The organism is Sphingobacterium kyonggiense, from assembly GCF_039536825.1.
GTDB lineage: Bacteria > Bacteroidota > Bacteroidia > Sphingobacteriales > Sphingobacteriaceae > Sphingobacterium > Sphingobacterium kyonggiense.
Genome location: NZ_BAAAZI010000005.1, coordinates 60,833 through 83,569 on the forward strand (window position 1 = coordinate 60,833; position 22,737 = coordinate 83,569).

Below are 22,737 nucleotides of genomic sequence, written 5' to 3' on the forward strand. Positions count from 1 at the left end.
TAATTGTTTATTTGTGACTTCATATATGAGTGGCGCATAATTCTTCTGAATCTTCGAGAATATTTTTATGTCTTGCTTTCGGTATCCCTATTTTCTCTAATAAACCTGGGTTTCCGTAAACTTCTTTGCAAAGCACAATACCTTCATCCAATAACTTTGTTTTTTCAGCTTTTGTGAGTGTTGTTAAAGCGGTTAACGGATGTAGCCCGGATTTATCTATTCTATCCTTTAAACCATTTCCTCTTGGGTAATCCCAACCTGTCAATAATAATCCAACACAATTTCCATATTGTATGGCATCACTTGTAAATCGGGTATTGGTGTACAAACCTCCTTTATGAAATTTAGCCTCGTGGCCTTTTAATTGTAGCCATTGTTTTTCTACATCCAAAAATCTTGAATGGATATATAAGGGAATCTTCACATTGCAAAAACGTCCCTGGTCACTGTGGTATTTACATTCTATCATATAATGATCATTATCCTTTTGTGCTACCACATCCACTTCGTGTTGTACACAATTACCTTTTACAATCACACCAACTTTTGCATCAAACCCTTCGTGGGCCAACAATTTACCTACCAATTTTTCAAACGGAAAGCCGGATGGCCCCAATTCCATCAAGGCTTTTTTGAGCTTGTACTTTGAAGCACTAACCCTTGATTTATCCTTCAGCATCTTGAACGCCATTTGATAAATTTTTTTGGTGGAAATACCATCATATAATTGGTTTTCCACTTGCGCTACTATATGTTGAATCAATTCTTCACTTGCTTGGGAACGCCTTAAGGAATTAATAAGCTTGTCTACATTAAAAGCTACCACGTCGCCAGAATACTTCACTATGTTGATTGGGTGTTTCATTTTTTTATATGTATTGTCATTACTGGTAATGCTGAATGAATTGGTTATGACCTCGGCAATGATTTTTTAAAATAAGCTTAGAAATCCTAAAGGACTGATGTTTTAACCAAATACTTCACGCTATTGTAATTTTACCGTTCAAATAAACACTTTGGACCGCATTGATTAATTCTATCCCTTCAGCGAATGGTTTTTGAAATGCCTTTCTTCCCATAATCAATCCAGTTCCTCCTGCTCGTTTATTGACTACGGCCGTTATAACTGCTTCAACGAAATCAGACTCACCTTTGGATCCGCCTCCTGAATTGATCAATCCTATTTTGCCCATATAGCAATTGGCCGCCTGCAATCTGCATAAGTCAATAGGATGGTCTGTGGTAAGCGCTTTATACATAGCATCGTCATACTTTCCAAATCCTATTTCTCTAAATCCAAAATTGTTGGTCGGAAGTTTTTGTTTGATTATATCAGCCTGAATGGTCACACCCAAATGATTGGCTTGTCCCGTTAAATCTGCAGACGTGTGATAATCTTCAGTTTCGGTTTTAAAAGCATCATTACGGGTATAGCACCATAAAATGGTTGCCATTCCCAAACTATGTGCTTCTTCGAAGGCTTCGGCTATTTCTTTAAGCTGTCTGTTACTTTCTTTTGAACCAAAATAAATGGTAGCACCCACAGCAACAGCTCCCATATCCCAAGCCGATTTAACCTTTCCAAATAGTGTTTGGTCATAGGAATTTGGATAGGTAAGCAGTTCATTGTGATTAATTTTTACAATAAATGGGATTTTGTGGGCATATTTTCGGGCGTTCAATCCCAGTACGCCAAACGTAGATGCCACAGCATTGCAACCAGCTTCAATGGCTAGTTTTATTATATTCTCGGGGTCAAAATAGTCACGGTTTTTATAGAACGAAAAAGCGGCACTATGCTCAATACCTTGATCGATAGGCAGGATGCTTAAGTAGCCTGTGCTTCCCAGATTCCCGTGTTTGTACAACTGGGAAAGACTTCGCAGTACTTGTGGATTTCTATTGCTATTTCCAAATACCTGGTCAAGACCATCCTTACCGGGGGTTTGTAATTCATCCTTCGTTATTTTTTCACAAACGTGATCCAAATAGAAGGATGCCTTTTTCCCTAATAGCTCTGCAATATTTTCGCTTATTTTCATTTTTTTAACTTTACTTAATTCATAAACTTCTATTTGTTTTGGAAAAGGACGTTGCCGTATCGGTTTCAATTCCGGAAAGTGCATAACTAGACCAACCCGTTGCTCTCAAAATCCTTTTGCTCAAGAACTTAACTGCTTCTTGTTTTTATGTGCCATTCCAAGTTGATTTTATTTATAGCTAACAGTAAAATAACCACCGTTCGCTTGTTTAAATTCCTGCTTCTGCAATAAACCCGAAAGCGTTAAATATTCCGTTACGTCATAATTAATTGTTCTTACCTGTATGCCCATTAGATAAGCTTTAATGGAAATTTTTTCTGTAATCTTCAGGTTGTTATTTTCTTTAATGAGCACACGATTGGTGACATCTACATTGTTTTTTGACCCAAGGAAATTGAGAATGCCTGTTTCCACATACATCGTCAAACTCATACTGCGTATCATTTCATCAGCCGCTAAAGCATAAAGTTTTTTAAAATCCCCGGATTTCACGGACACCCTGACCTTCCTCTTTTTGGGATTGATTGCAAAGACCGATAAAAGCACGTCAGCGTCTTCGGGACGGCACTCATAATTGGTCGTGTAGGTTGACTCTAACTTCTGTGCTTCGTCATAAAGTTCAGTTTTGATGTTTATAAAGAAAGTCCCGCCCCTTCGGGCCATTTTTCCAGCAGTAAATATTTGCTTCCCTGTAAGTTTTCCCTTTTTGTCAAAACTTTCTCTTGTTATCTTTTTGCCTTCTATTTGCTCAATCAACATTGCATTGTCCTGAGCTTTCAATGTCGCAAAAGGAAATAGGAACAGAGTGAAAAATAATATGCTATAAATTGATTTATTCATATCTCGTTTTTTTTCTTTAAGCCAGATTGATAGGCTTAGTTAACTTTTCTTTCCTGATAAGGCTTGTTGCACCAAAATCAATTCACTTATATTTTCTTTATCTACCATGCCAACCAGTACGCCTTTATCCTGTACTGGATAAACCTTATAACCCTTTGTTGTCATGTTTGAGAAAACGTCCTGCAGGCTCATCTCCGGTGAAAGTATTGTGAAGTCCGTCCGCATGCTGTTCCTTACAGGAGACGATTTTCCGAAAGCAGACAACCCCTGTATCAGTTCTTTCCGCGAAAGCACGCCCTGAACTTTGCCATCTGTAGCGACAAGAAAATCCTGCTCCTTCCCGTCGAGCAGTATCTGAACTGCTTTTTCAAGGCTGTCGTTTGGAAGCAGGGTAGTAAACCGTGTCATCAACACTTTTCGAACATCATAGCCTTCCAGTATGCTGTGTGTAGCTTCATAAGTAGCTTCGCTACTGGCTCCTAGGTATATAAACAATCCGATAAAAACAAGCCAGAAATTAAAGAAAAAGCCCAGGAAAACTAACAAAATTGCTAGAAATTGACCTACTTCGGCAGCAATTCGTGTGGCCTTAGATCTATCCATTTTGAAAGCAAGAAGCGCTCGCAATACCCTGCCACCGTCCATTGGAAAAGCCGGTATAAGGTTAAATACTGCCAAAATGATATTTGCTACAAAGAGATTGAAAACAAAAGACTCGGTTTGCATGTGATCCACGTTTTTTAGCACAGTCCAATCAGGCATCGTAGCAGAAAGCTGCATATATATCCACAGAGCAGCAGCAATAACGATATTAACGGCGGGACCTGCAAATGCCACCATCAATTCCTGTTTTGGTTTTCTCGGCATGCTTTCAAGAGTAGCGACACCACCAATAGGGTAAACCGTAACATCTTTAGTCTGAATATTGTACCGCTTAGCTGTAAGAGCGTGTCCAAATTCATGAAATATCACACAAACAAACAAAGCAAGGATAAAAACTACTCCCCATATTGCTTCCGAAAAGCCATGACCCATTTGTGTGTGCATCAGGAATACCCAAGCCAGAAGTATCACAAACGTCCAATGAATAAACACCTTTATGCCTAAAATATTTCCGAGATACAAAGCCCATTTCTTTTTCATACTATTCCGTTTTAATTATATGATTGCTTATTTCTTTTGTTTTCCGACTAATAAAAACTTTGCTTTATGCCAAGGCTCGCGTTCGTCTTTATAATTGACTTTTCAGCATTAGGTTCTATTCCAGTCAATGCACGGATAGCATCTATGGTTTCGGGGATTACGATGGCCTGATTGTCCACTATGTAAGCATAAAACAATTCATCGCCCTGTACTTTCAGCATATCTTTCCATACAGCTACTTCATACATATCGCCATACGGACGACCCATTTCAAGCATCAGTTCTTTCACCGTATTGTTGGCTGGCAGCCCATCGCTGTAATTAATCATAGCTATTCTGGTGGAATTGGCGAATGCCTGCAATACTTCATCTTTTGCCGCCTGCCGGGAAAGCTGCACATTCCAGTAATGAAGGTGGCTTAGGGTTTGCGGCACTTTAATAGCGGTAGTAATTACATCCAAAGAAGGATCAATCGTTTGTGCATCCGGCCCCTGGTGGCTGGGTATATCTTTTTCAGGAACGAGGGTATTCATTATACCATTTAAATGACTTTCCCATGGGTCGGTTGCTCTTCGAAGCAATGTGCCTCTTGCTTTCTTTAGCAGTCCGGCATTTTTTAATGCCGTAAGCGTACGCACAATAGAAGTTGTATTGCAAGATACAACGCGAGTGCTTTCACGTCCGATGGCAGTTTCATAATTGTTTTCCGCGCTAAAAGAGTGCCCCGTGGTTTCATGTTTTTCTCCTCCGTGTACAATAAATTTTATACCCATTAGCCTATATTTTGGAAGGTTTTGGGACGCTATCTTTTTTGGTGTACAATCAACTACAATATCGGCTGCCTGCAACATATCATCCAAACTGCCTACTACCGGAATCCCGACTTCCTTCATTTGATTACTGACTGCTTGGTCAAAACCGTAAACAAGGTAACTTTTACTTACTGCCATTTTGATGCGCCAATCTGTAACAACATCACACACACCGATTAATTCCATGTCATCCTGAAGGCTGACAGCATCTGCTACCCGTTTCCCTATTACGCCATACCCATTGATGGCTACTTTGATCTTTTTCATAACTACAATTTGGTTTTTGAACTGATATTATAAATAGCTGCAATACACGAACCCACCAGCCAACCGATAATAAAAATTTCAACAATACCCATACATACTTCCCAAAAAGAAACATCCGTCCGGATAATTGACGTTGTGTCTATACCATGAAGAATACCGTTGAAAAATGAAACTGTGCCACTATGACCCACGGTGGCCATTACCAAAATACAACCAACATAAAGCAGTGTTGCAGTAAGCCCTGTTGCAAGGCCGAACCTTTTAACATTAATGGTGTCCATGTTTTTTTTCTGATTTAGTAGTTTCTGAATTTTGTTGCTTGTGATCGTGACTGCCATGAAGCATCGGCATTAATAAATGGCAGGCAAACATGAATACAATGAAAATAAACATTGAAACTTGTGAGCTCAGCCCTAATGCGGGAGCTAAAAAAATCAATAATAGTGGAAGGATACATCCAATAATCATCCATAGGTGTTTCATGATTTTTAGTTTAGAGTTAGAATTTCTCTTTTCTGTTTATTAATATAAAGATATTGAATCATTTACAGTGAGCTATTACATTTTTTCTTGCTTTTGTTATAACTTTTACTGATTTACTTTCTTTAAAATGTTTTTTTCTGAAGTTCTACTTAATCATATCTGGTCCATTATTTGTTTTACCTCTTTTGCCAATACATTACTCAAATCAATAGCATTTGAAGGGTGTGGAATGGTGTTACAGGTTACTATGTTGTTCACTCCGGTATCCATTAATTCCTGATAGGCATTACCCGAAAAAACAGCGTGTATGCCTATACATATCGGTGGTTTCATTCCAGCAATTTTCAAATGTTCCACAGTTTCAATCATTGTGCGTGCAGTTGAGATTATGTCATCCACTAAAACAGGGGTATGATCTTTGTATATACCCACCTCGGGGACAGAAACCTCCACTTCACGGTCTCCATGACGCACCTTTTGCAGTACCGTAAATGGTGCTCCCGCATTCTTCGCAACTTCTGAAACCCATTGCTCGCTTTCAGAATCTGGACCTATAAGGACAGGGTTTTCGATGTTTTCAATTATCCATTCTGAAATAGCATCTGCTGCACGGACGACTTTATTTGGAATGTCATAAACTTCTTCCAAAGAACTTATTCGATGCAAGTGGGGATCAACTGTGATAATGCTATCGGCAAAACCAGAAACTAATTTTCCAAAAAAACCAGAGGTTACTCCTTCACCCTCATTAAAAACTTTGTCCTGTCGCATATATGCGAGGTATGGAACTACCAAACAGGTACATTTCGCACCTAGCGACTTTGCCGTATGGCTTAAAAAGTAAAGTGGCAACAATTTTTCATCAGGTTCATGTAAAGTACAGATTAGTACCACACGTTTGTCTTTAACATCAGATAAGATACGGGTATAGGTTTCTCCGTCTGGAAATTTGCGAAACGTCACATTGCCAATTTCCGCATTCATTTTTTTTGCCAAAAGCGCTGTGAGTTCTTCATTTCCCGGAAGACTAAATAATATCGTGTTCATAGTATGTTCTTTAAATTAAGGTTATAATATTGTCGTGATGGTTTTTATATTCCAAAGCATAATTAAGCTCGCCTTTGGATTCTGCATAAATAGTATATAGTAGCTGGCCCTTTTCAATATTTTCTCCCAGACGGACATTTAAATGAATCCCTGCGGATTTAGATTGAGGTGCACCCGAAAGTTTGGCGAGTTTTGCAATTTTTCTGTTATCAATTACTTGCAGAACTCCCGGCTTTTCGGCTCTAACTTCATTTTTATAGTGTGCTAAAACAGGTTGTGAGAAGCGACCTTGGGCTTTGCAGATGGAAATAAATTTTTTATAAGCTTTACCCGATTCTAACACTTGCTTCGCTGTTTGGTATCCGGTTCCCGAATCGACTTTTCCCGAAAGCTCCAATAGTTCTCCAGCTAAAAGCAATGATCTTTCTGTCAAGTCTTTAGGGGCATCGGCTTCATTTTTCAGCACTTTCAAGATATCAATGGCTTCAAGCGCTGGGCCAATTCCCCTCCCCACAGGTTGGGAACCGTCTGTAATTATTACTTTTACATTCAATCCCACTTCTTTGCCTATTGCTTCCATATGATCCTGTAATTCCTGCGCCATTTTTGTACTTCTCATTTTTGCAGTTTCACCTACAGGAATATCTATAACAACGTGCGTGGAACCCGCCGCTGCTTTTTTTGAGAGTACCGAAGCAATTAGCTGTCCCTCGCTATCTATATCGAGGGCTTTTTCGATTTTTATCAGCAGATCATCTGCCGGGCTTAACTGGGCTGTTCCACCCCAAACGATACACCCCCCTTCCTTATGAACCACTTCTTTTATTTTTTCAGGGGAAAGCGTTACATTGGTAAATACTTCCATGGTATCTGCAGTACCGGCAGGCGAGGTAATGGCACGGGAAGACGTTTTGGGCATTGTAAGGCCAAAGGCAGTAACAATGGCAACTACCAACGGTGTTGTTCTATTGCCTGGTAACCCTCCGATGCAATGCTTATCAACAACAATCTCCTTGTTCCAGTGCAATTGCATACCAGAAGCAATCATGGCTTTTGTAAGATAGGTGATTTCATCAAGATCCATTCTATTTCCGGCACAGGCGGTGATAAATGCTGTGAGGTCGATATTGGAATAATTGCCCTGAACTATATCCGTAATGATTTCATTGTACGCCAAGTAATCCAGTTTCTGATTGTAGATTTTTGCCCGTACGTGGCTTAAAGATTTAATAGGTTCCAAATGTGAAACATACAAAGTTTCATTTGGGGAAACATTCAGTTTTTTTGCTGCGGCGTCCGATAACCCAATTTCATCAGTCAACAGAAGATTGGATGAAATTACATTAAGACTTGCTACGATTGAGTCCGTTGCAGTGGATATTCTAATTCGGGTAAGTGCCTCAAAGCCTTCTGAAGCACAAACGTGGCAGTTTTCATGCATATATACTACATTCTCGTTTTGAGTGTAGATTCCGAGATGTTTGTATTTTAAGATATTAGATTGGTTTTCCACTTTTCCTGTTATTAAAATTTACGTTTTGAGTCTATTTCCGAAGGAACCGTCTGTACTATTAACACTCTAAACTTATTCATTATCCATCAACGAGTTAAAGTATTCAACTAACAGCTTCTTATCTTCCATGCTTAGACGAGCACCCCCATGCATCCACGTATATGAACTCAACGGCATTTTACCTTTCTCGATTTGCTCAATAATCTGGCTAAACTTTGAGTTTATCCTTCTCGGGCTGTAATTTGGCAAATCATCAAAGTTCAATTTCTCTTTTCCTTCGGTTATATGATCTGCCATGAACCAACCCAAAGGCTGAACATTAGTGTACCAAGGGTATTGGGTATTATTGCTATGGCAGTCATAGCATGATACCGACAGGATTGCATTAACTTTTGCATCGACCTTAAATGAATCAACAAAAACCTGGCCCGCAGGAACCGGGGATAGGTTCCTGCGGGGGGATATAAATTGCATTAACACAAACACACTTAACAGAACTGTTAAAATTGCTTTGTATGCTTTCGTTCGTTTTCCGTTTTTTTTCATGATCTAATATTAATCAAGTACCATTATCTCCGGTCATAGAGACAGCAACTCGGTAAATCATCATAAACCGCCTTGGGAGCCTTGTCCAGCTCTGTATCGTGCCCGATATTAGCAATAGCTTTGCTTATGGCACTTTTTGAGGTTACTTTTGAATCGAAATCCAAATGGATAACTTTGGCATTAACATCCCAGTTTGCGGAAATCACCCCCTTGACACTTTTGGCCGCTTTCTCAATCCGGCTTTTGCACATTTCACAATTTCCTGATACTTTCAACATATCATGGGTCTTATTGATATTGGTTTGAGCATCGCCATGCTGATGTCCGGCAGCCGATGCTGCGCCATCGTTATTCATCATACTGATTTTACCTTCCAGCTGGGCACTTGCATCAACGGTGAAAGCTCCCTTGGTCACGATTTCCTCGCCATTTTCCAGCCCCGACATAACAACATATTGGTCGCCCAATGAGGGGCCCAAGACGATCTCCCGAAGTTTAAAAGCAGGCGTGGATGTATTTGGCTGTTTTACGTAAACTATGGAGCGCTTCCCTGTCCATAAAACCGCCGACTTGGGAATGACCAACTCATCGTTGTAGCCTTGTAAAGGAGCAGTGATTCTTGCTGTTGCGTACATTTCAGGTTTGAGATTGCGATCCCGGTTATCGGCTTCGACCCTGATTTTTGCCGTTCTTGAATTAGCATCAAGGATAGGGTTAATAAAGGCAATCCGCCCTTTATAGACTTTTCCGGGCAAACTCCGTAATGTATATTCCAGTTGGTTTCCCACCTTTAGAAATGGCAAATCTGTTTCATACGCATCAAAAACCGCCCATAACTTGGAAAGGTTTGAAATGGTGTACAAGACGCTCCCTTGGCCGATATAATCGCCCGGGTTTACATTTTTTGCTATGACAACACCACTTGTATTCGCATATATATTGACGTAAGGTGAAACTTCGTTGGATGCCAATATTTTGCTTATCTGGTCCTCTGACACTTTCCATAAACTCAGTTTCTCTTTCGCGGCATCCAATAGGAGAGGCTGCATATCCTGCAATTTTGCAGCTTCGAGCAATTCTTGCTGCGCCGTCAATAAATCAGGCGAATAGATTTTGGCTATCAGTTGTCCTTCTCTTACAGATTCGCCGGTAAAGGTTACGTAAAGATTTTCAATACGGCCATTGACATGCGATGTTTGGGATTGTTGTAAACGTTCGTCCACCTGAATAGTCCCATACAGTTGGACATCTTTAACAGCGTCTTGGTGGCCGACAATCGAAGTCTGGATATTAGCCAATGCTATGGCTTCTTCTGACATTTGGATGGCGTCATCGTCAATTACATCATCACCTCCCCCTGATGATTTCAAGGGAATTAGATCCATTGCACATATCGGGCATTTCCCCGGTTTATCCATTCTGATCTGGGGATGCATGGAGCAAGTCCATACTGTTTCTCCGTCCTCGGTCACTTCCATTTCAAGGTCATGACTGTGATCATGGGACGAATTCCCGCCAAATATCGCCCAGCCAAGCAGTAGTCCGGACAATAATATAACCCCGTAAGTTACCGCCTTATTTCTAAAAATATTTTTCAGTTTATTCATTGCTAATAATTTTAAAATAATTGCATTATTTATGGTCTGCTAATAGTTTTTTTATTGACACAACCATCGTATTATAGTTTGCAAGGGCCTCAGCTTTCCTAAGCTGATAATCCAATAATTGCCGCTGCACCTGAATAACGTTGGTCAAGTCACTTTTGCCTGTAACGAACTCTTTTACGATCAGGTTATATGTCGTTTGGGCGAGCGTAGTTTGTTTTTCGTACAGCTCGATGGCACGCTGAGCATCATCCAGTTGGCTTTTGAGACTGTAAAACTCGCTTTTCAAAGTGTTGAAGGTGTTTTTAAAGTTCTCTTCGCTTGATTTTCGCCATAGCCTGCTTTCGTTTTGCTGGGCATTGTATTTTTTACGGAAGAGCGGCAGGCTCACTGAAACCATAGGCATGACCATATCCTTACCGTTCATCCCGTCCATGGCCAGCATTGAATTATTCGTCCTTCCCACAACCATGTATTCCACACCGATACCAATCATGGGATAACTCATTTTCCGATCCATTTCCGCTTTTGCCTTAAATGCCAAGCCTTCTTCGGCAATCATTTCAAGCATGGGATTGTTTGTCTCAATAACCCTTAGTGCCTCTTCCTCGCTATATAAAAAAATCAGCTTGTGGATCTCTTGTCCCAGCATGACCTTTTCAGTTGCTTCCCGATTCAACAATGCATTGAATTTTGCTTTTTCGGCTTTAATCTGAGCATGTAAACTTTCAATGTTATTTTCAATTTCGACAATTTCCAATTGGATACGAAGCACCTCTGACATACCCGATCCGGAGCCACCTTCCATTGCTCCCATGCCACCACCGGACGGCATACTCATATTCTGATTAGTAGCAGGAGCTGAATTGCCTCCTCCCATACTCATCCCTCCCATACCCGATGAAGCACTAGATCTGGTTGGTGAGGAAGGCGTATTACTGCTTACGACGGGTGCTACACTTGATTGTGAGGTGCTTGAGGGCGCAGAGAATTTCCGTATTGCCAATTGTTCCAATTGTTTTAGAAACACTTGGTTTTCCTGATTATTCTTGAGTTGCTCGTTCAATTTTTGCATCGTGTACCACTGTGTGCTGACCTGAAGGATCAGATTATTTATGGCTTCCCGATACTGTTGATCTTGCATATTGGCCATATGTGTAGCCTCTGTGCGAGCTGCTTTTCTCGTGCCAAACCATGGGAACATCTGCATCAAGCTTACATTTCCAATAGAACGCCCTCCTATAATTTCCATAGGCATCGTATATGCTTCCATGGACAATTCCGGGTCTTGGTATGCTCCGGCTTGCGGAATTTTTTCAAGGTATGCCTCATGCGCATACTTTTGTGATTTTACACCCGGATTATTTTCGATTGCGACTTGTATATAATAGGACAGCGAATCGGTGGGGTAGTCTTGGGCTAAAGCTTGCGAAAAAATGCTTAAGCTTGTTAATACAGCCACGGTTATATACCGATTTATCTTATTCGTTTTCATTCGCTATATTTTTATTATTTTTTCTATTTTCTTTTTTCGTGGCAGATTCCCTCCACCAGCACTGGAATACCGGGACTACAAACATGGTCATGGATTGGATCAGCATGCCGCCGAAAGTCGGGATGGCCATTGGTACCATGATTTCCGCACCTTTACCGGTAGAGGTCAGGACAGGCAGTAAGGCGATCAGTGCTGTAGCAGTGGTCATCGCTGCCGGTCTGACACGCTTTAAGCCTGCGTATATGACTGCTTCCCGTATTTCATCTTTTGTTCTGGGGTTCCGTGCTTCAAATGTATCGTGGATGTATGTTCCCATTAATACACCATCACTCGTCGCCAGTCCGAACAGGGCGATAAATCCTACCCAAACGGCAATGCTGAGATTGATGCTGTGCATCTGGAACAGATCCCTCATATTCGTCCCCCCGACAGAGAAGTCCATAAACCAGGGCTGCCCGTAAAGCCACAACAAAATGAAACCTCCTGCAAGTGCCACAAAAACACCCGAAAAATGAATTAATGAGGCTGTAACCGTTCGGAACTGAAAGTAGAGAATTACTAAAATCGCTAACAAACTCAATGGTATAATAAGCATCAGCCTCTTTGCTGCACGTTCTTGCTGTTCATAATTTCCGGCAAACTTATACGTCACCCCGTTGGGTAAATCCAGTTCTCCAGACGCTATTTTTTCCTTTAGGAGTTGATCCGCTTCGTGCACTACGTCGACTTCTGCTATGCCACTTTTTTTATCAAAGATTACGTAACCCAACAAAAACGTATTTTCACTTTGGATCATCTGAGCGCCCTTGGCATATTCAACATCCACCACATCCCCCAATGGAATCTGAGCTCCTGTAGCTGTCGGAATGATTATTTTTCGCAACGCATCCGGGTCATCCCGTAATTCTCGTGGGTAGCGCAGGCGAACGGGAAACCGTTCCCGGCCTTCGACTGTAGTGGTCAACGTCATACCGCCGACTGCCGCACTGATTACTTCTTGAAGCTCGGCAACGGTAATACCGTATCTGGCCATTCTATCCCGGTTCAGATGGATTTCGATATAGGGTGCGCCTACAGCACGGTCGTAGAAAACGGTCGATGGCATAACAGATGGAACATCCTTTAAGGCTGCTTCCAAGGCCTTGCCACCGATTTCAATCGACTCCAAATCCGGACCCGATACCTTTAACCCCATCGGAGCCCTCATGCCCGTAGAAAGCATCACCATTCTCGCTTCTATCGGTTGCAGCTTAGGAGCAGAAGTCAATCCGGGCAGATGGGAAACATTGACGATCTCTTGCCAGATATCTTCGGCTTTTTTAATTTCGGGACGCCATCTGCGGAAAAATTTTCCGCTTTTATCTTCAATCAGACTGTCCCGTGGTATGGAACGGAAACCATCGGAAACAGCATAGGTCTTGTCACCTTTCAACACGAATTCTCCGGAACTGTTTACCTTGAACCTTTCACGATGCCCGTCTTCATCCAGATAAAATTCCGGGATATAATTGATCGTATTTTCAAACATCTGTGTAGGAGCCGGATCAAGTGCAGAATTCACACGGCCCCATTTTCCTACGATAAGTTCGACTTCCGGTATGTTTTTAATACGTTTATCAAGTGTTCTGATCAATTGCAGGTTTTGTTCAATCCCAGTATGCGGCATACTGGTGGGCATCAAAAGGAAAGAACCTTCATTGAGGCTTGGCATAAATTCCTCCCCGATACCGGGAAATGTTTCGGTGGATTTTTGCCAGAAGGCAGTCTCCCGAAATGATTTCCAACCTGTCTTTTCGAAGCCATTTGCAACAAAACCAAAACTCTTCTCTACGCCCATCCATGCTAACATTCCGAATAATAAAGTAATGATAGGGATGGCCATGAATTTCCACCGGTTGGAAAGTGACCAACGCAGGATCTGTTCATAATAGATCACCAATGCCCATAACATTCCCAGGATGGAACCAATGGCAAAGAATACGAACACAAAGTTAAGTGTGGTGCTTGCCTGCGTGCCGAGTGGCAGCCACTCAACCGTCAGGTAATACATCGCTACAAAAAGTGTGATAGCTACATTAACGTAGTTGGCAATTTTTTCTCCTTTCCATCTTGGTGTAAACAGGTTGTTGACTCCGATCAAAGTCAATGCGAACGCGACAAAAACACCTGTATAGATCCAAAGAGCGATACCGGCAACTACCAAAACGTAGTTGGCTATCCGGCGAACTTTACTCCCATTGATACGGATTGAAAATATATAATAAGCCAGTGTTGGCAAGATAATAATGCCTAACACAAACGCTGAAACCAAAGCAAAGGTTTTGGTGTATGCCAAGGGACCGAACAACTTACCTTCTTGTGCTTCCATCATAAAAACAGGTAAAAAGCTGATGATCGTGGTGAGCATCGCCGTTGACAAAGCACCCGACACTTCCGCAACAGCGGTGGAAATCAAGTTTACAAAGGCTTTCCCCCGACTCTCAACACCCTTGGCTTTTTCTTCATCCATATGGCGTAGTATGCTTTCGATAAAGACAATCCCCACATCCACCATGACCCCAATGGCAATGGCGATACCCGAAAGAGCAACGATATTCGCTTCTACATCCATCTGTTTCATAATAATGAAAGTCGCCAACACACCGATGGGCAAGAGGCTGGATATAAGAATTGATGCGCGGAGATTGATCACCAAGACGATGACAACGATAATGCAGATCAGTATTTCGTGTGCTAAAGCATTTTCCAGCGTCCCGATGGTTTCCTGGATTAAACCCGAGCGGTCATAAAACGGAACGACGGTGACTTTTGAAATAGTCCCATCCTCTAATGTTTTTTGAGGGAAACCTGCCTCCATTTCTTTGATCTTCGCCTTGACATTATTGATGACCTCCATGGGGTTGGTTCCATGCCGGGCAACTACTACACCGCCAACTGCTTCCACGCCCTCCTTATCCAATCCGCCCCGTCGGGTGGAGGGTCCCAAATTGACAAACCCAACGTCTTTTATCTTTACGGGAACATTATTGCGCACAGCCACTACGGCATCTTCCAGATCCTGGACACTTTTAAGGTAGCCCAATCCACGCACCAGATATTCCGCTTTGTTTATTTCGATCGTCTCTGCACCGATATCCAGGTTGCTGTTTTGGATAGCCGACATGATATCCATTACGGATACATTGTATGCGCGCATCGCATCTGGATTGATATCGACTTGGTATTCTTTTACGAAACCTCCGATGGAAGCCACTTCGGAAACCCCTTCCGATGCTGCCAAATTATATTTGGCATAGAAATCCTGAATCGTGCGCAGCTCATCGGGGTCCCAGCCTCCTGTAGGTTTGCCGGTTTCGGGATTGCGTCCCTCCAGTGTATACCAAAAGACCTGCCCCAAAGCAGTGGCATCCGGCCCGAGCGTGGGCGTTACATCGGATGGTAATGTGCCGGCAGGCAATGAATTCAGTTTTTCCAGAATACGGGAACGGCTCCAATAAAACTCAACATCCTCTTCAAAAATGACATAGAGGAAGGACATGCCGAACATCGAACTGCTCCGGATTGTTTTTACGCCGGGGATGCCCAGTAAGGAGGTCGTGAGTGGATAGGTAATCTGTTCCTGTATATCTTTGGGAGACCTCCCCATCCATTCGGTCGCCACAATTTGCTGGTTCTCCCCAATGTTCGGAATCGCATCGACCGGCACAGGATCGCTCGGCAACGCATTTTGATGCCAATTAAAGGGCGCTGTAATCAGCCCCCATATAAGGACAACCACAAGTAATAACAGTGTTATTACTCGGTTCTCCAAAAAATATTTGATAATTTTGTTAAGCATAACATATACATTGTTTACATTTTAATATCAGATACCAGCCTACAGAAATCGACCGGTACCTGATATTTGAATTTCAAATCTTAATCAGCGTTTTTACTTCAGTTCTTCCTGAACTTCACCACATGTTAGCATATCTTCACCATAGTAAGGGTTTTTGACCTCTTTGCTATCGCTTAACCAATATGCTCCTTTGTTGTCATCGTACATCGAGCAAAAAATCTTGTACATGGGCTTTTCGGTGCCGAATTCTTTTGTTATATCATAAAAATCCTTGCTCAAGATCACTAAATGTTCTCTTTGATGAGCGATATTGCCTATGTTATCACCTATGTGCTCCGAATGTTCCTGAATATCAGCAGCGATGTCATCGAAGGTGCTTTTCTGTTCTGCACTAAAGCCCTCGGTATTAATCTTGGGGAGTGCTTCCAGCATGCCTTTAGCTGCATTTGCGGCTTCTTTATCATTATCGGAAGACAAAGCAAAAGTCAGGTGCTGGTAATGGGAAAAAAGTTCCGAAAAAGTTCCCTGGTCGCTTGCAGCGTTGCTTTCGTTGGATACCGTTGTTTCAGTATGGACGTCGCTTTCTGATTTTTTTTCAGAAGTGCCATTGCATGCTGCCAAGGTCAATACGGATGAGGCTAGTAAGCCTACAAATAAATGTTTCATTGTCATGATTTCTGTTTTTAATAATTAAAATTGATTTATGTAATTTGTATATGTAGTATTATTTTCAAAATATGATACTTCCCCGTTGTTGCCCGTAATTGCTATTATAGCAGTCGCTTTATCTATCTGCTTTTTGGAAAATGGATCTATGGCAACGCGTGTAGAAGGATCTTTTGGAATACGTTCTTTACACATCTGGCAACATCCGTAATATATTTTTCCTTCAAAATTTACCTCAAATTGTTTTTTGCCCATGTATTCATTGTTGACCATGCATACCTCTTCCGACGGAACTACATCGCCCATTTCAAAGGCATTGTGGTCACGGGTATTTGTATTTGAGCTTTTTGAAGTATATGTATTGTCTTGCACCTTTAGTGTAGGGTTATTGTTGCATGAACTAAATATGACTACAATAGAAGTAACGATCCCAATCAATAGACATCTCATAATGGCTGACTAATTTAATTTTTCAATAGTACTACCGCAGGTCAGCATTTTTGAACCGTAATACGGGTTTTTGATATCCGTACTTTTACTTAACCAAGTTGCACCTTTGCCATCGTTGTACATCGGGCAGTTTTGGTAGTACATAGTTGTTTTTTGCTTTGATGCGTTTGCCAATTCATAGACATTCTTAGAAAGTAGGGCAAATGCCCTCCGTTGCTTTACGACGTCTTTCGATTTCGAGATGTTTTCTGTGTTTAAAGACAGTTCCTTCATGACCTTCATCCATACGGTATGCTCTTTGGGAGAAAGTTCACCCATATCCACTGTTTTAATAACTGTGGCTAATTCAGTAGCATTTGAAGATGCTATATTTACATCTGCGTTTACCAAAGCATCTTTTATGGAAAAATACTTGTCAAATACGGCATGTAATTGTGATAAATTTTGTGATGGAATATTCTTTGCTTGAGCTGTTCCACCATGGTTGTGATGTTGCTCGTTCTGGTTTTGCGCAAAGCTGTTTGCTGCGGATAGTAATACGGTGATTACCATCAATATTTTTGATATTGATTTCATTTGGAACCTTATTAAGTATTAAAAATGGTAAATAATCAAAAGCCAGATCTGGCTTTTAATAAAACATGTATTGCGGATAGGTGCAAAATCAACCGATTTCGCACACCTATGGCTATACAGTACTAATTTAACTTATTTTAGGCGGTTGCCAAATGGAAGATTCCCCTGTAGAATAAAAGGGTTCTTTGTATAAAGGGTATGATTTTTTACTTTTAGAAAAAACAGGATTTTGAGCGTTCCTAAAAAATGGGGGTGTTGCAGAAAAACTATTAGAAGAGCTGTGGCAGGACGTAGGTCCACAATTTCCAGAGCATTCATTGCTCGTGTCATCCTTAGACTTACAGCAGTCTTTCTCACATTGATCTTCTGAATGATGCTGCTTGTTGGCACTGCAACATGACTTCTCCTTGATAACAATTTCTTTGGAATGCGATTTACACGCATAGGATTGCATTGGGATTATAAAAAAGCCCAATAAGCATATAATCATTAATATGTTTATCCTTTTTAACATGTAAAAAACAAAAAAACTATTGCAAAGATAATGGTATTTTTCAAACCGGTTCGTTTTTTTTGAAATAAATGGCAGATAAGTTTCTCTTATCCGCCATTTATTTTTATTCCATGAGCATTATAGTGTCAGTTACATTTCCTGCTAGCGTTCTTTTAAATCTTTCACTCAATAATATCGAATCAGAAATTCATTATTAATTTAACACTGATATTTCGTCCCATATTGAATACACCCATACGCCCGGTTACGGGGTTTTCAGAAGCATACTTCAACCTACTTAAATGGTTCTTACATCAACAAGGTTGTCGTCACTGATGTCCAAAGACATTAAGTCGCTTCGGTTGAATACCTTTATATATTTCTTTTTGCGTATTTTCTGTTTTCTTTTCAATACTTATAAATTGACGTCCTTTAAAATTTCATCCGCTGTATTCGTACCGCATTAAGAATAGCCAATAACGCCACGCCCACATCAGCAAAAACGGCTTCCCACATTGTAGCCAATCCACCTGCACCAAGCACCAATACAATTCCTTTTACCACAAATGCCAATGTGATATTTTGCCAAACGATTTTCTTTGTCTTTTTTCCAATATTGATTGCCATTGGGATTTTGCTCGGCTTATCGTCTTGTATGACCACATCTGCCGTTTCAATAGTGGCATCGCTTCCCAAACCGCCCATTGCGATACCTACGTCGCTCAACGCCACAACGGGAGCATCGTTCACGCCGTCGCCGACGAAAGCAACGCTTTCGCCTTTGGCTTTAATTTCTTTAACCCTGTTTACTTTATCTTCGGGCAATAAATCCCCAAAAGCATTATCTATCCCCAACTGCTCCGCTACATACTTTACCACTGTACTTTTATCTCCGCTAAGCATAGTTGCTTTCACATTGAGTTTATGCAATAAACGGATGGTTTTCTCTGCATCTTCTTTGATACTGTCGGCAATCGTAATGTAACCGACAAATTTGTTATCGTAAGCAACGGCAATGGTCGTATAAACGATGCTGTTCGGATCTAAGTCGTATTGTATTCCAAACTTGTTCATCAGCTTGAAATTTCCAACCAACAAGTCTTTACCATTTACGGTTGATTTCAGCCCGTGTCCAGCAATTTCCTCTGTATTTTCTAAGCGGATTGTATTATCCAGTTCCCCCACGTATTCGTGAATAGCTGTCGCTACGGGGTGCGTACTGTGGCTTTCCAATACATTGACCAATTGCAAAATTTCATCTTGATTGAACGCTTTGTCAAATACCACTTCTTGAACCTTGAAAACACCCTCTGTCATTGTACCCGTTTTATCCATTACCACATTTTGGATATTGGAAAGGCTATCTAAAAAGTTACTTCCTTTGAACAGTATTCCGTTTTTGCTCGCTGCTCCAATGCCACCGAAATAACCCAATGGAATACTGATTACTAAGGCACAAGGACAAGAAATAACTAAGAATACCAAAGCCCTGTACAACCAATCCCTAAACTCATAATCAGCTACGAAAAAGTAAGGCAGCACACAGATAGCGACCGCTAACAGTACCACTATAGGGGTATATATTTTCGCAAACTTGCGGATAAATAATTCCGTTGGTGCTTTTTGTGAAGTAGCATTTTGTACCAATTCCAAAATTTTACTCAACTTACTATCCATATATGCGGTTGTGACCTGCACTTGTGCAACGGTATTAAGGTTTATCATACCTGCCAAAACCGTTTCGCCTTTGGCTTTGGTGTCGGGTTTGCTTTCGCCTGTGAGTGCTGAGGTGTTGAACGATGCCGTTTCAGACAATAATTCTCCGTCCAAACCTAATTTTTCTCCCGGTTTCAATTGTATTATTTCGCCGATATTCACGGTTTCCGCCTTTACAGTTAGGGGTTGGTCGTTTCTTAAAACCGTTACCTCATCAGGTCTTTGGTCGAGCAATGATTTGATATTTGCTTTGGCTCTGGAAACCGCCATTGTCTGAAAAACTTCTCCAACAGCATAAAACAACATCACGGCAACGCCCTCGGGATATTCGCCAATGGCAAATGCCCCGATGGTGGCAATGCCCATTAAAAAGAACTCTGAAAAGATTTCCCCTTTTCTGATGCTTTTCACGGCATCTGTCAATACAGGAAACCCAACGGGAGCATACGCAACCACATACCAAATAATCCTTACCCAACCCGTAAACCATTGCTGTGGAAGCCAATGATCAAATGCTATGGCAGCAAGCAACAATACCAATGATATTATACTCGGCAAAAACATTTTAATTGGACTACTCTCACTATGACTGTGGTCGTGTCCTTCATCATCGCCGTGGTCGTGTTGATGCTTTTCATTTACCAGCTCTTTTGCACCTGCTTCGGTGTAAATTTTTTCTTCCAGCGTGCAACAAGTCATTTTGCCTTGTGCATCATACGTATGCTTATGATTTTTGTCTGTATTTGTCATAGCCTTTAATTTTTTAGGTTCGTTACACTTTTATTTCTTATTATTTCTACGTTATTATTCATTATATACCTCACGATATACTGAAAAACAAATCGCTTTAACGCATTTAGCTTTTGCTGATGCTTAGAATAAAATTCATCGGGTGTATCAAAAACGCCAAAGTCCTGATTGATGCCCTTATCCTGAATAAACGTATTGTTGAGGTTCCATTCAATCGGTGGGTTCTCAAAATTATCGGTATAAACCCCGAAACCACAAAATGTGGTTTTGCAATCGCTGTTCTGCTCCTGCAATTTGGTGAGATAGGGTTTATCCAAAATCACACCTTCTAAAAAATACCACTGTTCATTTACCCATACTTCTACCCAGCTATGTAAGATGTTTTGAGGCGAAAGTTTGTACCAAATACCCGTAATAGCTCCTTTTTGCAAGGCTTTGTCAATGGTAAAACCGTGACGTTGCTCTTAATAACGTCATTAGCAAAGTCGCTTTGGTATTGCACTGTCCATAGCCATCCTGCAATATTTCTGATGCAGGTATATCGTCCGAAACATTGTAGCCAAATTTTATTTCATCCCTGACAAAATTGTAAATGGCTTTAACTCTTGAAACATTGCCCAAATCTTTCCACCCTCTTTGTTCCAATAGCTCTTGTATAGAAACGTTTGAGTAGTCAAGGATTTTTGTTTCTTTAAGATAGTTATCCATAACACATTTATATTTATGACAAAGATACACAGGAAGAGCCTGCAATGCTATTGCAAACTCTCCTTTAAACAGTTCTCGCAAATACCTTTACCAAATAGTTTTATTTCGTCAATACGGTAATTTTGGTTTCCATTCTGCGGTATTATAAAATCCTCCTTACAGGTTGTCTGTTTACAGATTTTACAATAGAAATGTAAGTGCCAATCTTTGTGTGTTTCTTCATCACCCCCATCGTGACACAAAATATACTTAACGGTAGTGTTCTCCTGAATACTGTGTACAATGCCTTTTTCCTCGAAAGTTTTCAAAGTCCTGTAAATCGTAACCCTGTCTGCTTTATAGAAATGACTTTCGATTTCAGATAAGGACATCGCTGTCTGCTGTTGCTCCAAGAAATCATATACCAATATCCGCATACTGGTCGGATTGGTGTTCTTTGACAACAGCTTTTGTTCAATGCTTTTTTTCATTATATACCATTTTAGTGAGCGTGACCGTGTTCTCCGGTATCATTCATTTTTGCATTCACAAAAAACGCACCTTTTATCACGATATGTGTACCGTGTGGAATTTCATTTACAGGCGTTATCGCCGTGTAACCCAATTGAGAAGCACCTTTAACGACCTCCATTCTTGTAAATTGAGTTCCATTTTCCGAACCGTGGTCGTGAGCCTCATCTTCTTTATGGTCGTGCGGTTCTTCTTCCTGCTCCTTGACCAAAAAGATGTAATATTTCCCGTCTGCATTGACAACCGCTTCGTTGGGTACAGCCGTACTTAATACATCATCTAAACTTACATTTCCGGTTATGCTCATTCCGTCAATCAATCCTGTTTTATCTCCGGTAATTCTGCTGTGAACGGCAATGGTTTTGCTCTCTCCGCTAAAAGATGAACCTATACTATAAACTTCGGCAGAATGGGTCTTATTGGGGTTGTTGGTTACGACAAAATCTATTTTCTGACCTATTTTGATTAGGGGAATATCTTTTTCATAAACCTGTAAGTCCAAGTGCAATGCTGTGTTCTCTATTATTTCGGCAATAGGCGAAGACACATCTACATAGCTTCCGATTTTGGCAAAAACGTTACTTACCGTACCGCCTATCGGACTTGTAACGACCAACGAGGATTTAAGGCTGGAATTTGACAGGGAAGCCGGATTAATGCCCATCATTTGGATTTGTTGTTGTAACGATGCTTTTCGTGTTCTCAACGTGTTCAATTCAGATGTGGCACTTTGCAGGTTTTTCTTTGCACCTGCATTTCCCTCGTTCAGCTCTCTTTGTCTTGCAACTTCCTGCTCTGCAAATTCTATCCTGCTATTGATGCTTAGGTATTCTTCCTGTAATTGTATGAATTCCGGATTGGAAATAGTGGCGATGACCTGACCTTTTTTTACGAAATCGCCTATCTCCACATTGAGGGATTTGATAACGCCGCCAAACATTGAAGTTGCATTTGCCTTGTTGCTGTTGGGTACTCTCAATCCACCGTTGGCTTTCAATGTTGCGGACAATTGTTTCTGTTCAATCATCCCGATTTCGATACCTACAGCTTTTATCTGTTCATCGGTCAGTACCGCAACGTTTTCTTCTTCGTGTTCGTCCGTTGTTGCTGCTGCTTCGCTACCGTGATTATGTCCGTCGTCCTCCGTATGTTTATTTGTACAGGCGTTCAAAGCAAAGATTGCTACGAGGACAAAAACGCTGAAAACTATATTATTGATGATACGTTTCATATTTTGT

The 22,737-nt window shown here is 41.0% G+C and carries 20 protein-coding genes; all 20 read right to left on the reverse strand.

All coding sequences use genetic code 11. The features are described from left to right. Positions 1-19: 19 nt before the first annotated feature. Entirely contained in the window at positions 20-865 is an 846-nt protein-coding gene (locus ABD676_RS04610; RefSeq protein WP_003010073.1) for an ATP cone domain-containing protein, read from the reverse strand. A 115-nt stretch (positions 866-980) separates the two neighbouring features. Then, a complete protein-coding gene (locus tag ABD676_RS04615) occupies positions 981-2,042 on the reverse strand; it encodes a class I fructose-bisphosphate aldolase (protein ID WP_039990349.1) in 1,062 nt (353 codons plus the stop codon). Positions 2,043-2,210: 168 nt separating this feature from the next. After that, positions 2,211-2,882, reverse strand: coding sequence for a hypothetical protein (locus ABD676_RS04620; RefSeq protein ID WP_147284239.1), 672 nt, complete (start codon positions 2,880-2,882; stop codon positions 2,211-2,213). A 39-nt stretch (positions 2,883-2,921) separates the two neighbouring features. Continuing rightward, entirely contained in the window at positions 2,922-4,025 is a 1,104-nt protein-coding gene (locus ABD676_RS04625) for a site-2 protease family protein (protein ID WP_313260121.1), read from the reverse strand. A 47-nt stretch (positions 4,026-4,072) separates the two neighbouring features. Next, on the reverse strand, positions 4,073-5,104 hold the full coding sequence (locus ABD676_RS04630) for a type II glyceraldehyde-3-phosphate dehydrogenase (protein WP_344673467.1): 1,032 nt from the start codon (positions 5,102-5,104) through the stop codon (positions 4,073-4,075). A 2-nt stretch (positions 5,105-5,106) separates the two neighbouring features. Further along, complete coding sequence (locus tag ABD676_RS04635) at positions 5,107-5,385, reverse strand: DUF5676 family membrane protein (protein WP_003010065.1); 279 nt, start codon at positions 5,383-5,385, stop codon at positions 5,107-5,109. 355 nt (positions 5,386-5,740) lie between these two features. Continuing rightward, a complete protein-coding gene (locus tag ABD676_RS04640) occupies positions 5,741-6,634 on the reverse strand; it encodes a ribose-phosphate pyrophosphokinase (protein ID WP_313260123.1) in 894 nt (297 codons plus the stop codon). Positions 6,635-6,644: 10 nt separating this feature from the next. Continuing rightward, positions 6,645-8,147 (reverse strand): thymidine phosphorylase family protein, encoded by a 1,503-nt coding sequence (locus ABD676_RS04645; protein WP_115170702.1) that lies wholly within the window; start codon positions 8,145-8,147, stop codon positions 6,645-6,647. A gap of 72 nt (positions 8,148-8,219) precedes the next feature. Next, the gene (locus ABD676_RS04650; RefSeq protein ID WP_344673468.1) at positions 8,220-8,693 is read right to left on the reverse strand and encodes a heme-binding domain-containing protein; all 474 of its coding nucleotides are present in this window, start codon (positions 8,691-8,693) and stop codon (positions 8,220-8,222) included. Between the two features lie 23 nt (positions 8,694-8,716). Further along, positions 8,717-10,300, reverse strand: a complete 1,584-nt coding sequence (locus tag ABD676_RS04655; protein WP_344673469.1) for an efflux RND transporter periplasmic adaptor subunit — start codon at positions 10,298-10,300, stop codon at positions 8,717-8,719. 25 nt (positions 10,301-10,325) lie between these two features. Then, on the reverse strand, positions 10,326-11,792 hold the full coding sequence (locus ABD676_RS04660; protein ID WP_313512430.1) for a TolC family protein: 1,467 nt from the start codon (positions 11,790-11,792) through the stop codon (positions 10,326-10,328). After that, complete coding sequence (locus ABD676_RS04665) at positions 11,779-15,630, reverse strand: efflux RND transporter permease subunit (RefSeq protein ID WP_313260130.1); 3,852 nt, start codon at positions 15,628-15,630, stop codon at positions 11,779-11,781. The genes ABD676_RS04660 and ABD676_RS04665 overlap by 14 nt, the downstream gene beginning before the upstream one ends. A gap of 93 nt (positions 15,631-15,723) precedes the next feature. Continuing rightward, positions 15,724-16,296 (reverse strand): DUF3347 domain-containing protein, encoded by a 573-nt coding sequence (locus tag ABD676_RS04670; RefSeq protein WP_260041216.1) that lies wholly within the window; start codon positions 16,294-16,296, stop codon positions 15,724-15,726. Positions 16,297-16,320: 24 nt separating this feature from the next. Further along, the gene (locus ABD676_RS04675; protein ID WP_002993214.1) at positions 16,321-16,746 is read right to left on the reverse strand and encodes a hypothetical protein; all 426 of its coding nucleotides are present in this window, start codon (positions 16,744-16,746) and stop codon (positions 16,321-16,323) included. A 9-nt stretch (positions 16,747-16,755) separates the two neighbouring features. Continuing rightward, a complete protein-coding gene (locus ABD676_RS04680; protein ID WP_232046363.1) occupies positions 16,756-17,322 on the reverse strand; it encodes a DUF3347 domain-containing protein in 567 nt (188 codons plus the stop codon). A gap of 925 nt (positions 17,323-18,247) precedes the next feature. Then, positions 18,248-20,281, reverse strand: coding sequence for a heavy metal translocating P-type ATPase (locus tag ABD676_RS04685; RefSeq protein ID WP_094258249.1), 2,034 nt, complete (start codon positions 20,279-20,281; stop codon positions 18,248-18,250). Between the two features lie 5 nt (positions 20,282-20,286). After that, complete coding sequence (locus tag ABD676_RS04690) at positions 20,287-20,712, reverse strand: hypothetical protein (RefSeq protein ID WP_313260133.1); 426 nt, start codon at positions 20,710-20,712, stop codon at positions 20,287-20,289. A 7-nt stretch (positions 20,713-20,719) separates the two neighbouring features. Beyond that, entirely contained in the window at positions 20,720-20,989 is a 270-nt protein-coding gene (locus ABD676_RS04695; protein WP_313260135.1) for a transglutaminase-like domain-containing protein, read from the reverse strand. 47 nt (positions 20,990-21,036) lie between these two features. After that, a complete protein-coding gene (locus tag ABD676_RS04700) occupies positions 21,037-21,459 on the reverse strand; it encodes a Fur family transcriptional regulator (protein WP_290363292.1) in 423 nt (140 codons plus the stop codon). 11 nt (positions 21,460-21,470) lie between these two features. Continuing rightward, complete coding sequence (locus tag ABD676_RS04705) at positions 21,471-22,730, reverse strand: efflux RND transporter periplasmic adaptor subunit (protein ID WP_094258247.1); 1,260 nt, start codon at positions 22,728-22,730, stop codon at positions 21,471-21,473. Positions 22,731-22,737: the final 7 nt, after the last annotated feature.